We start from the raw sequence: 14127 nt of genomic DNA, 5'->3' as shown, positions 1-14127 counted from the left end.
GGCTTCTGGCAGCCGCATCGCGATGCGGCGCAACGCTATTCGGATGTGGTGGCCGAGTGGGCCGACCTCGCTCCGGGCGCCACCGCATGGGATCTGTACTGCGGCGCCGGTGTCTTCGCCGCGCGCCTGGCCGAGCAGACCGGTCCCGGCGGATCCGTGCTCGGCGTCGAATCGGCGCGCTCGGCGGTGGCCGACGGCACCGCCGCCCTGCGCGACCTGCCCGCCGTCGACCTGCGCTCCGATCGGGTCGAACGCTGGATCGCCGCCCAGGAGCGCGCCCCCGAGGTCGTCGTCCTCGATCCGCCGCGTGCGGGCGCCGGGAAACAGGTCATCACCCCGCTCGCCGCCGCCGCGCCCGCGCGCATCGTCCACATCGGTTGCGATCCAGCGGCTTTCGCGCGAGACGTGGGACTCTACCGGGAGGCGGGTTACCGAGTACGCGAGCTGCGCGCCTTCGATGCCTTCCCCGCGACGCATCATGTGGAGTGCCTGGCGCTGTTCGAACGGGCGTAGACAGCGGCGGCGTCGACGAGGTCGGCCGGTGATCCCGTCGGACAGGCGTCGCGGGCGTAGGTAACGGGGGAGCTGTCGGAGACGGCGACCTACTGCCGGCGAGATCTGTTGCGGTTCAACTCAACTGCCAGGTCGCCCGCAGATCCGCGGTGACCTCGTGCTCACCGTATTCGACCGGAACCGGGGCGCCCGGGGCCGCTGATCGAGCGGCTACGAAACGGATATCGCCGCGGGGTTCCGGTGTCGCCGCGGCGTTTTCGGTGATCTCCAGCACCGGTCCGAGCGCGCGTTCGGCGCGGACCGCGTAGCGGCGGGCGCGGTCGAGGGCGTCGTCCCACGCCGCTTCCCGGGCGCGGATCAGCAGGTCGGCGCGGTCGGCGACGGTGAGGTTCAGCCCGCCCAAGCGGACATCGTCGCCCCCCGCCTCCACGGCCCGGGCGATCACGGCCGCGGGATCGGCAGCCGCGGGATCGGAAGCTGCGTCAGCGGCGGCGGGATCGGCCGGGATGCGCAGGTTCACCGTCAGCGATGTGGTCGCCACGTACCCGGTGATGCGTGTGCCCTCGTTCTCGGTCCACGTCGTCTCGGTCCGCACGGACAATCCGGTGGTGGCGATATCGCTCGCGGCGACGCCGTCGGCGCGCAGGGCGCCGGTGACCGCGGCGGTGCGTTCACCGGCCCGGCCGTAGGCCGCCGCCACCGCCTCGGCGCGCGTTTCGATCGAGATCGATACCTGCATCCGATCGGGCGTCGCCGTGGCCACCCCGTGACCGAACGTCGTGACGGTGGCGGGACGGGAAATATCGGCTCGCTGCTGCCCTGAAATATCGGCTCGCTGCTGCTCGGCGGTCATATCGTCCTTCCTGCGGGCGGGACGGGCAGTCACCCACTGTAATGCGGTTGATCTATGTCGAGCCTCACACCGATATCGGATGTCGCAGCTCGCCGGTCGTTCCCGTCGTCGGGGCCCGACGCGGCTCCGTAGACTGTTCGAAACAGATGAGCCACGGAGAGGGAGCGAGAACGGTGGGAGTTCTTTCCCGGGTCGATACGCCCGAGGACCTGCGCCGGCTGACGGTGCCGCAGCTGCGCGAGCTGGCCGAGGAGATTCGGGAGTTCCTGGTCCGCAAAGTAGCGGTCACCGGCGGTCATCTGGGCCCGAATCTGGGGGTGGTGGAATTGACCATCGCCCTGCACCGGGTCTTCGACTCCCCGGCCGACCCGATCATCTTCGACACCGGCCACCAGGCCTACGTGCACAAGATCCTCACCGGCCGCAAGGACAAATTCGATCGGCTGCGCAAACAGGGCGGCCTGTCGGGCTACCCGAGCCGCGCCGAGAGCGAGCACGACTGGGTGGAGTCCTCGCACGCCTCGGCCTCGCTGTCCTATGCCGACGGTCTGGCCAAGGCCTTCGCGCTGACCGGGCAGGATCGCCACGTGGTCGCCGTCGTCGGTGACGGTGCGCTCACCGGCGGCATGTGCTGGGAGGCGTTGAACAATATCGCCGCGGGCCCGGATCGGTCGCTGATCATCGTGGTCAACGACAACGGCCGCTCGTATTCGCCGACCATCGGCGGATTGGCCGACCGGTTGACCGCGCTGCGCATGCAACCGGCCTACGAGCAGGCGCTCGACGCCACCAAGCGGTTCGTCCAGGGCATTCCGCGCGTCGGCAGCTCGGCCTATTCGATGCTGCACGCGCTCAAGGCCGGCATCAAGGACGCGGTCGCCCCGCAGGAGCTGTTCAGCGATCTCGGGCTCAAGTACGTCGGCCCGGTGGACGGGCACGATCCGGTGGCGCTCGAGGCCGCGCTGCGCCGCGCCAAGGATTTCGGCGGCCCGGTCGTGGTGCACGCGGTGACGCTCAAGGGCCGCGGATATCAGCCCGCGGTCGACCACGTCGCCGACCAGATGCATTCCATCGGCGCCATCGACCCCGAGACCGGACAGCCGACCGGCGGCAAGACCGTCGGATGGACATCGGTGTTCTCCGAGGAACTGATCCGCCACGGTGAACAGCGCGACGATATCGTCGCCCTCACCGCCGCCATGTCGGGTCCGACCGGGCTCGCGCCGTTCGGTGAGCGGTTCCCCGACCGGCTGTTCGATGTGGGTATCGCCGAGCAGCATGCGATGACCTCCGCCGCCGGCCTGGCGCTGGGTGGTCTGCATCCGGTGGTGGCGATCTACTCGACCTTCCTCAACCGCGCGTTCGACCAGCTGCTGATGGATGTGGCGCTGCTGAAGCTGCCGGTGACCCTGGTGCTGGACCGCGCCGGCATCACCGGTGACGACGGGGCCAGCCACAACGGCATGTGGGATCTGTCGGTGCTGGGCATCGTGCCCGGCATCCGCGTCGCCGCCCCGCGCGATGCGGTGACCCTGCGCGAGGAACTGGCCGAGGCGCTGGCCGTCGCCGACGGGCCGACCGCCCTGCGTTTCCCGAAAGGCCCTGTCGTCGAGGAGGTTTCGGCGCTGGAACGGCTCGACGGTGTCGACGTGCTGCGGATGCCGGAAGGCTCTTCGGCGCAGGCGGTGCGCGGTGACGTCCTCCTGGTGGCGGTCGGCGCGCTCGGTGCCACCGCGGTCGCCGCGGCGGATCTGCTGGCGGATCGCGGGATTTCGGTGACGGTGGTGGACCCGCGCTGGGTGCTGCCGGTCTCCGACACCATCGTCAAACTGGCCGAGAACTATCGCATGGTGGTCACCGTCGAGGACGGCGGCCTGCACGGCGGTATCGGATGCACCGTCTCCGCGCGGCTGCGCGATTCCGGACTCGACGTGCCGACCCGCGAACTCGGCGTGCCGCAGCAGTTCCTGGAGCACAGCTCGCGCGCCCAGATCCATCAGGAGCTGGGCCTGACGGCCGAGAACATCGCCGAGCGCGTTACCCGGTGGCTGACCGGTGGTGCGGTGTAGATTCTGAAACCGGTTACAGTTTTCGTCGCCGGTAGGAGTCTGCATGTCGTTCGTGCTCGTCGAGAAGCCTCGCCCGCAGATCGCGCTGGTCACCCTGAACCGGCCCGAACGCATGAACGCCATGGCGTTCGACGTCATGATCCCGCTGCGGGAGACGCTCGAGTCCGTGGCCGCCGACAACGAGGTTCGCGTCGTCGTGCTCACCGGCGCGGGCCACGGGTTCTGCTCCGGCGCCGATCTGCAGGGCGCCGGCCGGGTCCCGAATATCGAGGGCCTCACCCGCACCACCGTGGCGCGCCGTTCCATGGATCTGCTCGACAATGTGATGACCACACTGCGGCGCATGCATCAGCCGGTGATCGCGGCGATCAACGGGGCCGCGATCGGCGGTGGGTTCTGCCTGAGTATGGCCACCGATATCCGCATCGCATCGGAGCAGGCCTATTTCCGTGCCGCCGGCATCAACAACGGACTGACCTCCGCCGAACTCGGCATCAGCTATCTGTTGCCGCGCGCGATCGGCGCCTCCCGTGCCTTCGAGATCATGCTGTCCGGCCGTGACATCGACGCCGCCGAGGCCGAGCGGATCGGCCTGGTCTCCCGCACGGTCGCCGCCGACAAACTTCTCGACACGTGTTACGAACTGGCCGAACGCATCATCGGCTACAGCCGAGTCGGCACCGAGCTCACCAAGCGCATGCTGTGGAGCGGGATGGAGGCCGGCAGCCTGGAGTCACATATGCAGCACGAAGGTACGGCGCAACTGTACGTGCGGCTGACCACCGAGAATTTCGACGAGGCCATCCGCGCGCGCCGCGACCGGCGCACACCGGTCTACGAGGACTGAGCCGGCTCCGGGAACAGCGCCGCGGCCAGCTCGGGAACCGCCAGTTCGCGCTGCCAGCTCCGGGCGCCCCCGGCCTCGAGATATTTGTCGATCACGGCCGCGGGGTCCGACGGCGTTGCGCCGGTGCGGAATTCGGGCAGCCCGTCCCAGCACAGCCGGCGCAACAGATCGGGAGTCAGCAGATTCTCCACCGGCACCGCGTGTCGTTCCGACAGTCCGTTCATCGCCGCCCGGGCGGCGGCCAGGCGAGCCGCCGCGACCGGATCGCGGCGCTCCCAGCGATTGACCGGCGGCGGACCGTCGAACGGCTGCGACATCGGCGGCAACTCCGAATCCGGCAGCGCGCGAGCACGTTCCACCGCGGTGAGCCATTCCCGTGAATATCTGCGCTGCCGCGGACCACCGAACACCGGCAGGGCGCGCAACTGCGGCACCGTCTTCGGATCCGCCTGTGCCGCGGCGATGATCGCCGAATCCGGCAGAATCCGCGCCGGGGCCACATCGCGATGACGCGCGATACCGTCACGCGCCGTCCACAATTCGCGGACGGTCGCGAGCTGCCGCGCCCGCCGCAGCGTGTGGATGCCCGAGGTGCGCCGCCAGCGATCCGGCTTCGGCGGCGCGGGCCGGGCGGTGCGCACATGGTCGAATTCCTGTGCGGCCCAATCGGATTTACCCTGATCGCTCAGCGCTGCCGCGACCTCGTCGCGCAATTCGACCAGCAGTTCCACGTCCAGGGCCGCGTAGTTGAGCCAGTCCTGCGGCAGCGGCCGGGTCGACCAGTCGGCCGCGCCGTGTCCCTTGCGCAGTTCCCGGCCCAGCAGCCGCGCCACCATAGCGGCCAATCCGACCCGCTCGAATCCGGCCAACCGGCCACCCAGTTCGGTGTCGAACAGCCGGGCCGGTCGCAGCCCCAGTTCGGCCAGGCACGGCAGGTCCTGGTCGGCGGAGTGCAGTACCCATTCCAGGTCGTTGATCACCGCCGCCAAGGCGTCCACCGCGGCCGGATCCGGAATCGGGTCGATGAGGAAGGTCCCGCTGCCGCGCCGGCGCAATTGGATCAGATAGGCCCGGTTGGAATAGCGGAATCCGGAGGCGCGTTCGGCGTCGACGGCCAGCGGGCCGGAACCGGCGGCCAGCGCGGCGGCCGCTTCCGCGATCTCACGAGCGGAATCGAGAACCGGAGGAATGCCGTCGGCCGGGGCGAGCAGAGGAACCACGTTGTCCGCGTCCTGCTGCGCGGGCTGGTGCTGCGATGCGGGTGATGTCCTCGAGATGGTGTCGGACTCGTCGGCTTCGGGCATAGCCCGAACTCTACGTGTCGCTCAGAACTGGTCGTCGGCAATCTGCGGATGCGGCCGCAAATGGGTGATGCCGGCCGGGGGCAGTCCCGCCGCGTAGGCCAGCACCTCGCAGAACGCCTCGACATGCGGGGCCAGCTGGGGTGAGCCGACCGTCCACGAGGCACGCAACTCCAGCTGATAGGCGCGCGGTGGCCCGGCGATATCGCCGTAGCGGACCGAACTCGTGGAGGTCACCGTGCCGCCGAGCGCCGTGAACTCCTCGCCGCGCGATTCCAGGGCGTCGACCAGCCAGCTCCAGGCGACCTCCGGCAGCAGCGGATCGCCCGCCAAGGCCGCGTCGATATCGGCCTGGATGTAGGCCACCAATCGGAAAACGCCGTGCCAGGCCTCGTGCCCGTTCGGGTCGTGCAGCAGGATCAGGCGGCCGAAGGCGTCGTCGTCGGAATCGACCGGGATGACATTGGTGTCGGGATGCTTGACCTCGGCTCCGATGGCGTACGAAAAGGGTGCCAGGCGTTGTGGGGGCCGGATCGGTGCGAGCTCGATCCGAGGATGGACGGATGCGGTGCCCATCGCATCGACCGCGGCGCGAAACTGGGCTGGTTCGCTGTCAGGGCCCGGGGTCGGTGCGGCGCCGTCGCGGAAGTCGAGCGGTGTCACGACTGTGAACGGTAGACCTCTCCGGTGTCCGGCACGCGGAGGCGCGCCGCTACGGGCGCTGTGACCGGGCGTGGACGGCCGCGCGGGTAGGCGCCCGGCGGCGGCATACGATAGCGGGGATGAGCACACCAACCCGCCGCCGCTTGCCCGATGCGCCCTTCCTCGCCGCCGCCACCGGCGCCGGACCCGGCCGCCGTCCCGTCTGGTTCATGCGGCAGGCCGGACGGTCCCTGCCCGAGTACCGCGAACTCCGCGCGGGCATCGGGATGCTGGAGTCGTGTTTCGATCCGGAGCTGGTGTGCGAGATCACGCTGCAGCCGATCCGCCGCCACGGTGTGGACGCGGCAATCCTGTTCTCCGACATCGTCGTTCCGCTCAAGGCGGCCGGCATCGAGCTCGATATCGTGCCCGGCGTGGGGCCGGTGATCGCGAATCCGGTGCGCTCGGTCGACGATGTGCGCGCGCTGCCGCGGCTGCGCCGCGAGGAGGTCGGCGCGATCACCGACGGTGTGCGGCTGTTGCTCGACGAACTCGGCGAGACGCCGCTCATCGGATTCGCCGGTGCCCCTTTCACTCTCGCGTCCTATCTGGTGGAGGGCGGCCCCAGCCGCAACCACGAGCGGACCAAGGCGCTGATGCTCGGCGACCCGCAGACCTGGCACGCGCTGCTCGGTGTGCTCACCGATATCACCGTGGAATTCCTGCGCGCCCAGATCGCGGCCGGGGTGGACGCGGTGCAATTGTTCGACTCGTGGGCTGGCGCGTTGTCGCTGGCGCAGTACCGGGAATTCGTTCTGCCGCATTCGGAACGGGTTTTCGCCGAGATCGGGGAAGCCGGTGTGCCGCGCATCCACTTCGGGGTCGGCACGGGTGAACTGCTGGGTGCGATGGGGGAGGCCGGAGCCGATGTCGTCGGCGTCGATTGGCGGGTGCCGCTGACTGCCGCCGCGCGCCGCGTCGGGCCGGGAAAAGCCTTGCAGGGCAATCTCGATCCGGCCGTCCTGTTCGCGGGCAGCTCGGTCGTCGAGCGTGAGATCCGCCGCATCGCCCACGAGGCGGACGAGGCGATCACCCTCGGCGCCACCGGTCATATCTTCAACCTGGGCCACGGCGTGCTGCCCGACACCGACCCCGGCGCCATCACCGCGGCGGTCGAACTGATCCACAGCCTGCCCACGCCGCTGTAAGCCCTAATCGTCGCCAGTAGTGCGGCGGACTCACGCACGTGGAACCGTGAGCGTGGCATCGAGGCGGTACCTGGGCGCCCCTCGCGAGGCGAGTACGTTGCAGGGGTGCGGTAGCGTCGCGCGCCGGCGCGGGGACGAGTTGAGGAGCAGCTATGCGGGTCGTGGTGGTCGGGGGCGGGATCAGTGGTCTGGTCGCGGCGTATCGGCTGCGAGTGGCCCTCGGCTCGGAGCTCGAACTGGTGCTGGTGGAGCGGCGCGACCGGGTCGGTGGCATTCTGCACACCGGTAAGCTGGCAGGGGAGCCGGTGGATCTGGGCGCGGAGGCGTTCGTGGGCCGACGGCCCGAAATCCCGGCGCTGCTCGCGGAATTGGGGCTGACCGAGCAGCTGGTGCATCCGGCCGGGCGGCGACCGCTGATCTGGTCCGGCGGCACCGCCCACCCCCTGCCCGAAGGCACGCTGATGGGCATTCCCACCGGGCCCGATGCCGTGGCCGGCCTGGTGGACGCCGAGACGCTCGACCGGATCGCCGCCGAGCCCGGCCGACCGCTGCGCTGGGAACGTGCCGGTGACGTGTCGGTCGCCGAGCTGGTCGGCGACCGTTTCGGTGCGCAGGTGGTGCAACGCAGTGTCGATCCGCTGCTGGGCGGGGTGTATGCCGGGCGTGCGGAGTCGATCGGTGTGCGCGCGGCGCTGCCGACCCTGGCCGCCGCCCTCGACGCCGGCGCGCCGAATCTCACCCGGGCGGTCGCCGACGCCCTGCCGCCGCCGTCCACCGCCCCGGTTTTCGGCGGCCTGCGCGACGGATATCGGGTGCTGCTCGACGCCCTGCGCGAGGCCGCGGCGCCGAAGGTCGAAACCGATACGGCTGCAACGGGTCTGGCGCATACGGCCACCGGCTGGCGGATCGATCCGGTCGGCGAGGCCGACGCGGTGATTCTCGCCACCCCGGCGCCCGTCACCGCCGAGTTGCTGCGGCCGGTGGCTCCGGAAGCAGCCGCGGCCGCGGCCGGTATCGAACTGTCCTCATCCGCCGTGGTCGCCCTGGGCCTGCCGGCCGACACCCCACTGCCCGACAATTCCGGCATTCTGGTCGCCACCGGAGAACCGTTGCGCGCCAAGGCCTTTACCCTCTCCAGCCGCAAATGGCCGCATCTGGCCGAGCGCGACGTGGCGCTGGTACGCGCCTCGTTCGGCCGCTTCGGTGACGACACCCCGCTGAGCTGGTCGGACGACGATCTCGTCGCGGCCGCCGTGGCCGACCTCTCCACCGTGACCGGTCTCGCGATCCACCCCGAAACGGCCCTGGTGCAACGCTGGCGCGGCGGCCTCCCGCAGTACGCGCCCGGCCACACCACTCGGATCACCGAACTGGAATCGGCGGTTGCCGCACTGCCCGGCCTCGCGATCGCCGGAGCGTACCTGCACGGCGTCGGCGTCCCGGCCTGTGCCGCCTCGGGAACCGCTGCGGCGCAACGCATTCTGGCCCGATGATCGATTCGTAGTGGACGATCGGGTTCGCTCCGGTCGGCGGCGGCGCACGGCAATGCTGGTGCCGAGTGACCAGCCGACTGTCCGTGCAGAACTCGTTCGGCCCGCATCGGCCCGGGAAGACCGGCCTGCGAGCCCACGCCCTTGCCTCGCCGATTCCGGCCGTCGACGCGCATCGAACGGGTGGCGGACAACCGATGTCGGCCGACCGCGTGCGGGCGCCTGTACGCGAAGCGACCGTGCCGAACAACACGGGTGCGGGCGTTCTGCTGGACACCGCCCAGTGGCACGATGGAGGCTATGGCGCGACTCGATTACCAAGCTCTCAATTCGACCATCCGGTATCTGATGTTCTCGGTGTTCCAGGTCAAACCCGGAGTGCTGGGGGATCAGCGCGACACCGTGGTCAAGCAGGCGCGGGAATTCTTCGACTCGCTCGAGGAGCGTGGCGTCGTGGTCCGCGGCCTCTACGACGTGGCGGGGCTGCGCGCCGACGCCGATTTCATGATCTGGTGGCATGCCGAGCGGATCGAGGATGTGCAGGCCGCCTACGCCGATTTCCGCCGCACCACCGATCTGGGGCGCGCGAGCACGCCGGTGTGGAGCAACGCCGCCCTGCATCGCCCCGCGGAGTTCAACAAGAGCCACATCCCGGCCTTCCTGGCCGGGGAGGAACCGGGCAACTACATCTGCGTCTACCCGTTCGTGCGCTCCTACGACTGGTACCTGCTGCCCGACGAGGAGCGTCGTCGCATGCTCGCCGACCACGGCAAGCAGGCCCGCGCCTATCCGGACGTGCGGGCCAACACCGTGGCCTCGTTCGCCCTCGGCGACTACGAGTGGATTCTCGCCTTCGAGGCCCCGGAACTGCACCGCATCGTCGACCTGATGCGCGATCTGCGCGCCACCGACGCCCGCAACCACGTGCGCGAGGAGATTCCGTTCTTCAGCGGCCCGCGCGTGGATGTCGAGCAGTTGGTCAACGCCCTGCCCTGAGCCTCGAAAACACCGTCCTGAGCGGCGCGATCCGCCGGTGCCCCCGAAATTCGGGGCGTGCCGGGATGCGGCCGGGCCCGTAGGGTCTTCCCGTCAGCTCGGTCGCGCGCCTGCTCGGCGCGCGATCCGCAGCGGTCGGCGGATCGCATCCGGCACGCTCGGGCGGTGAGTTTTCAACCGGCGCCGCGATCAGCCCGCCGCGTCGTCCGAGGGGTGCAGGCGCAGCGCGATCGAGTTGATGCAATACCGCTTGTCGGTCGGGGTCGCATAACCCTCGCCCTCGAAGACGTGCCCGAGGTGGCTGTGGCAGTTGGCGCACAGCACCTCGACCCGGCGCATCCCCAGCGAGTCGTCGGCCCGCAGAACCACCGCATCGGAATCGGCCGGATCGAAGAACGACGGCCACCCGCAGTGCGAATGGAACTTCTCGGTGCTGCGGAACAATTCGGCGCCGCAGGCCCGGCAGGTGTAGACGCCGGTGGTTTCGGTATCGGTGTATTCACCGGTGAAGGCGCGTTCGGTGCCCGCTTCGCGCAGCACCGCGTACTCCTGCGGGGTCAGCCGCGCCCGCCACTGCTGCGGGCTCAGCTCGATCTTGGGTGCCGGAAGCGATGAAGTCGCGGGCGAACCATCCTGTGAGCTCATGACGCGAGTCTAGTGGCGTCGCGCGACCATTCTCGGGCCGCGACCGATCACCGCAGGTCAGCGCAGCGCACCGGCCTCCGGCTGCGCTGTCGGTTCCATGGTGTCGTCGTCGGGCAGCGGTTCGTGGCGATCGATGCGCGGCGCCGGATCGGCAGTCGCGGCCGGGGCCTTGGTGGTCGTCTCGGGCAACAGGAACGCCGGTTCGATCCCCGAATCCAGCCGGCCCTCGCGCCGCGCCGCGAGATACCGGTCGCCGAGGACGCAGAACGTCACGATCAGCAGCAGTGCCCAGCCGAAGGTGACGCGCAGGTACTCGAGCGCCCGCCCGGTGCTCTGCCAGTGGTCGAGCAGCCATTTGTCGTAGGTCATGAACCCGAAGATCGCCAGCCAGGCCGGCCAGTTGCGCAGCACCGAATTGCGCAGCACCACCGTCATGAGGAACGGGAACAGCATCATCGAGTAGTACTGCTGTCCCAGACCCGACAGCAGCCAGGACGCGATCAGGATGATGCCCGCGGTGGTGCAGACGAAGAACAGTTCGTCCTCGCGGCAGTACCGGTACAGCAGCCACAGCGAGATCAGCACCAGCACACCGAGCACGATGCGCATACTCCAGGTCAGCCATACCGGCAGTCCGTAGTACTCGGCATTGCCCGCGATCGCGCTGTTGAAGTAGTCGCGCGATTTGAGCAGATAGGGCAGCGTGCGGTGGACGAAGTCCATCGGATCCTTGGTCAGCGGCCACGCGACCGCCATCAGCACCACCGGCACGCCGATCGCGGTGATGAACACCTGCCATTGGCGGCGCGCCAGCGGTATCAGCAGCATCGGCGCCAGCGTCGGTTTGACCGCGATCGTGAGTCCCATGACCAGCCCGGCCAGCAGATCGCGTCGCTGCAGCAGCAGGTGGATGAACAGCACCTCGGCCAGCAGCAGGCACCCGTTGACATTGCCGAAACCCAGTGTGTTGATGACGGTTTCGGAGGCGAACATCAGCAACAGCAGCAGCGGCGCGGCCACCGATTTCGTCGAGAACTTGAACAGCCGCAGCAGCAGATACCAGGCCAGGATGATCGCCACCGCGTTGAGCGCGATGAAGCACCAGCGCGATTTCTCCGGGTCGATCAGCGCGAGCGGCGCGATCAGCAGGGTGCCGCTGGGCGGGTACAGATAGTGCGGGTCGACCAGGTCGAAGTTCTCGCCGTAGATGGCGCGTCCGTTGAGGAAGGCCAGCGACGCCTTGTAGACCGGCGCGAAATCGTCGGTGATGGAGAAGTTGGTCCCTTTGACGATGACCTGATGCAGCACTGTGAGGATCGCAAACGGCCACAGTGCGAAGTTGAACACTTCGGCGGTGGTGCGAGCGGTGCGCGGCTCGAGCTGACGAAGGAACACTGGGGCACGGTACACCGGAAACCTGCGCGCTGGTTGCGCGGACCCGCCGTCGGGCGTGCCGGTGACCGCTTTTGCCGGGTGTGCGCCCGGCCACTTCGTGCGTGGCCGCACGATAACCTCAGGCCGGGCAGGCGGTGCCGTCGGCGGGCAGGGTGCCGTCCTTCAGATAGCCGGCGATGTTCTGCTGCGCGCAGCCCGAGTGGGTGAACACCGGATGCCCCCAGCCCTGCCACTGCACGGTGGAGGTGCGCGCGCCCGCCGCACCCAGCGCGCCGGTGACCGAGGATCGCCCGTCGCCGCCGACGACGGGATCGGCGGCCGTACCCAGCACCAGCACCGGCAGGGTGAACTTGTCCGGCAGTCGCGGCGCCTGCGTCACCGGCCACGCCGAACATTCCATCAGTCCGGTCGCCGCCGTCTTACCGAAGGCGGGATATTTGGCAGCCCATTCGATCTCGAGCTGCTTGGCGCGGTCGGGGGTGGCGGGCTGCTGGTTGTCGCTGCAGCGGGAGACGAATTGCCCGTCGGCTCCCACCGCTGCCGCCTCCCGGGTGACCAGAGCCTGCAAAGGCCCCTGATCGCCGCGTCCGGCCGCAGAGAGCGCATCGGCAAGTTCGGTGGTGCGGGAGGCCTGATCCGCGCGGGGGTCGCCGAGGAACGCGGTGATCGTGGTGGTCAGCGCCGATGCCGACAGGGCGCCGAGTTGTCCCGCTCCCGCCCGGTTGATCAGATCGGTGATCGCGGCCCGTGGATCCGTGCCCAGTGAGCATCCGAGATCGGCGCAGCGGCGGGCGAATCCGGTCAGCGCCGCCTCGGCGCCCTTCACCTGCTGTTCGGTGCGCGTCACCGCATCGGTGTTCGCCGGTTCCGGCGAATCGAGCACCAGCCGGGCCAGCCGGTCGCCGAATTTGGCGGCATAGCTCAGCGCCACGCGCGCGCCGTTTCCGGTGCCCAGCAGATCGATGTGGTCGACCTGCCACTGCTTGCGCAGCTGTTCGATGTCGTCGGCGGCGTGCGGGGCGTCGAAGGTGCCCTGATAGGGCTGCAGGAAGTCCTGGCAGGCGACGGTGGCGTTCTGGCTCAGTGTCGCCACCGCATCCACCCGGTCGCCGCCACCGGGGGCGAACTGGCCGTTGTCGGCCAGCCCCTGCCGGGTGTCGTCGGGCAGGCAGTCGATCGGCTGGGAGCTGCCGATACCGCGTCGATCTACCCCGACCACCGGCCGGCTCGCCAGAATCGCCGCGCCCGGCCCGGAGACCAGACCGGCGACGGTCGCGGTGGAGGATCGATCGCCGCCGGAGGTCACTACCAGCGGTGCCGCGTCGGCGGGCGTCTGCGGCGTGCGCGCGCGGACCGCGGCGATGCGGAAGGTGCCCAGGACCGTGCCGCCGGAATCGATCGGCGCCGAGAACTCCGCGCAGTCGAAACTCACCCCGGCCGGCGGCGCCCCGGTGCCCAGCGAGCTGAAGGTCGGTGCCGCGCAATCGTGCCAGGCCAGATCAGTTTTGGGAACCTGCGCCTGAGGTGGCGCCGCCGGCGCGGCGCTGGTGCTGGTGGCCGGGCCCGAGCCGCCGTGCGGTTGTTCCACCGCCACGCCCGGTCGCTGCGACGGCCCGGCACCACAGGCGGTGGTCAGCAGAACCGTCAGCGACGATGCCAGCAGAGCGGCGCGAGTCCAACGCATGCGCTACAGCCTGCCAGGTTCGGCGCGCCGTTTCAGCCTTGGGTGCGGCTGCGCTCCCAGCGCGTCAGCACCGTGCCGTCGTCGTCGATCAATGCGTGGCGCAGGCTCATCGGGGTCGGCAAGGCATTGGGCGACACCGCGATTCGGCCCGCCGTGCCGCCGACCAGCAGCGGTGAGACGGTCAGGCACAATTCGTCGACCGCGCCCGCGCCGATCAGTTCGCCGAACAGCGACGGGCCGCCCTCGCACAGCACCCGCAGCAGTCCGCGCTCGCCCAGCACCCGGCGGATGTCGGTGGCGGTGACGGTGCTCTGCCCGGCCTCGATCACCTCCGCGCCGGTCTCGGCGAGCAGGCGTTTGCGTTCGCCGTCGGCCGCGGCGGTGGTGAGGATCATCGGCGGGCGCTGAGTGTCGGTGAACAGCCGGCACGCCGGGTCCAGCGCCGCGCTCGCCGTCACCACCGCGACCGGCGGCGGCGCCCCGT

General features: G+C 69.8%; 13 protein-coding genes. 6 read left to right on the top strand and 7 right to left on the bottom strand.

The window, feature by feature from the left end; translation table 11 throughout:
• Window positions 1–513 (top strand): class I SAM-dependent methyltransferase (locus NN2_RS34325; protein WP_169812485.1); only part of this gene is annotated, 513 nt, incomplete at its 5' end.
• Window positions 514–628: 115 nt separating this feature from the next.
• Here the strand turns inward: NN2_RS34325 and NN2_RS34320 are convergent.
• Window positions 629–1366, bottom strand: a complete 738-nt coding sequence (locus tag NN2_RS34320) for an SIMPL domain-containing protein (protein WP_063019317.1) — start codon at window positions 1364–1366, stop codon at window positions 629–631.
• 173 nt (window positions 1367–1539) lie between these two features.
• Here NN2_RS34320 and dxs point away from each other — a divergent pair, with 173 nt between their 5' ends.
• On the top strand, window positions 1540–3435 hold the full coding sequence (gene dxs / locus NN2_RS34315) for a 1-deoxy-D-xylulose-5-phosphate synthase (RefSeq protein WP_063019315.1): 1896 nt from the start codon (window positions 1540–1542) through the stop codon (window positions 3433–3435).
• A 43-nt stretch (window positions 3436–3478) separates the two neighbouring features.
• The gene (locus tag NN2_RS34310) at window positions 3479–4282 is read left to right on the top strand and encodes an enoyl-CoA hydratase (protein ID WP_030517206.1); all 804 of its coding nucleotides are present in this window, start codon (window positions 3479–3481) and stop codon (window positions 4280–4282) included.
• On the opposite strand, the gene NN2_RS34305 is transcribed toward NN2_RS34310, so the two are convergent.
• Window positions 4270–5586: an HRDC domain-containing protein gene (locus NN2_RS34305; protein ID WP_082857463.1), complete on the bottom strand. Its 1317-nt coding sequence runs from the start codon at window positions 5584–5586 to the stop codon at window positions 4270–4272. The genes NN2_RS34310 and NN2_RS34305 overlap by 13 nt on opposite strands.
• Before the next feature lie 21 nt (window positions 5587–5607).
• Window positions 5608–6246: a DUF3000 domain-containing protein gene (locus NN2_RS34300; RefSeq protein WP_082857462.1), complete on the bottom strand. Its 639-nt coding sequence runs from the start codon at window positions 6244–6246 to the stop codon at window positions 5608–5610.
• Window positions 6247–6365: 119 nt separating this feature from the next.
• On the opposite strand from NN2_RS34300, the gene hemE reads away from it, so the two are divergent.
• The 3 genes from hemE (at window position 6366) to hemQ (ending at window position 9919) form a co-directional block, all read left to right on the top strand.
• A complete protein-coding gene (hemE, locus tag NN2_RS34295; RefSeq protein WP_063019313.1) occupies window positions 6366–7433 on the top strand; it encodes a uroporphyrinogen decarboxylase in 1068 nt (355 codons plus the stop codon).
• Window positions 7434–7585: 152 nt separating this feature from the next.
• Window positions 7586–8926, top strand: coding sequence for a protoporphyrinogen oxidase (locus NN2_RS34290; protein WP_063019311.1), 1341 nt, complete (start codon window positions 7586–7588; stop codon window positions 8924–8926).
• A 297-nt stretch (window positions 8927–9223) separates the two neighbouring features.
• Window positions 9224–9919 carry a hydrogen peroxide-dependent heme synthase gene (gene hemQ / locus NN2_RS34285; protein ID WP_063019309.1) on the top strand — a complete coding sequence of 232 codons (696 nt, stop codon included), beginning with the start codon at window positions 9224–9226 and terminating at the stop codon, window positions 9917–9919.
• Window positions 9920–10108: 189 nt separating this feature from the next.
• On the opposite strand, the gene msrB is transcribed toward hemQ, so the two are convergent.
• From msrB to NN2_RS34265, 4 genes are all read right to left on the bottom strand, one after another.
• Window positions 10109–10564 (bottom strand): peptide-methionine (R)-S-oxide reductase MsrB, encoded by a 456-nt coding sequence (msrB, locus tag NN2_RS34280; RefSeq protein ID WP_063019307.1) that lies wholly within the window; start codon window positions 10562–10564, stop codon window positions 10109–10111.
• Window positions 10565–10621: 57 nt separating this feature from the next.
• The gene (locus tag NN2_RS34275; protein WP_063910953.1) at window positions 10622–11959 is read right to left on the bottom strand and encodes a glycosyltransferase family 87 protein; all 1338 of its coding nucleotides are present in this window, start codon (window positions 11957–11959) and stop codon (window positions 10622–10624) included.
• A 118-nt stretch (window positions 11960–12077) separates the two neighbouring features.
• Window positions 12078–13643 carry an alpha/beta hydrolase gene (locus NN2_RS34270; RefSeq protein ID WP_063019303.1) on the bottom strand — a complete coding sequence of 522 codons (1566 nt, stop codon included), beginning with the start codon at window positions 13641–13643 and terminating at the stop codon, window positions 12078–12080.
• Between the two features lie 32 nt (window positions 13644–13675).
• A partial coding sequence (locus NN2_RS34265) for a dihydrofolate reductase family protein (RefSeq protein WP_174555048.1) occupies window positions 13676–14127 on the bottom strand: 452 nt, incomplete at its 5' end.

This window comes from Nocardia nova NBRC 15556 (assembly GCF_001613005.1).
GTDB lineage: Bacteria > Actinomycetota > Actinomycetes > Mycobacteriales > Mycobacteriaceae > Nocardia > Nocardia nova.
The sequence above is the reverse complement of the archived record's forward strand: the minus strand, read 5'-3'. Positions and strand labels throughout refer to the sequence as shown.

Coding starts and splice junctions, on each gene's coding strand:
- NN2_RS34320 (WP_063019317.1), bottom strand. CDS start 1,366: ATGACCGCCGAGCAGCAGCGAGCCGATATTTCAGGGCAGCAGCGAGCC.
- NN2_RS34310 (WP_030517206.1), top strand. CDS start 3,479: ATGTCGTTCGTGCTCGTCGAGAAGCCTCGCCCGCAGATCGCGCTGGTC.
- NN2_RS34305 (WP_082857463.1), bottom strand. CDS start 5,586: ATGCCCGAAGCCGACGAGTCCGACACCATCTCGAGGACATCACCCGCA.
- hemE (WP_063019313.1), top strand. CDS start 6,366: ATGAGCACACCAACCCGCCGCCGCTTGCCCGATGCGCCCTTCCTCGCC.
- NN2_RS34290 (WP_063019311.1), top strand. CDS start 7,586: ATGCGGGTCGTGGTGGTCGGGGGCGGGATCAGTGGTCTGGTCGCGGCG.
- hemQ (WP_063019309.1), top strand. CDS start 9,224: ATGGCGCGACTCGATTACCAAGCTCTCAATTCGACCATCCGGTATCTG.
- msrB (WP_063019307.1), bottom strand. CDS start 10,564: ATGAGCTCACAGGATGGTTCGCCCGCGACTTCATCGCTTCCGGCACCC.
- NN2_RS34270 (WP_063019303.1), bottom strand. CDS start 13,643: ATGCGTTGGACTCGCGCCGCTCTGCTGGCATCGTCGCTGACGGTTCTG.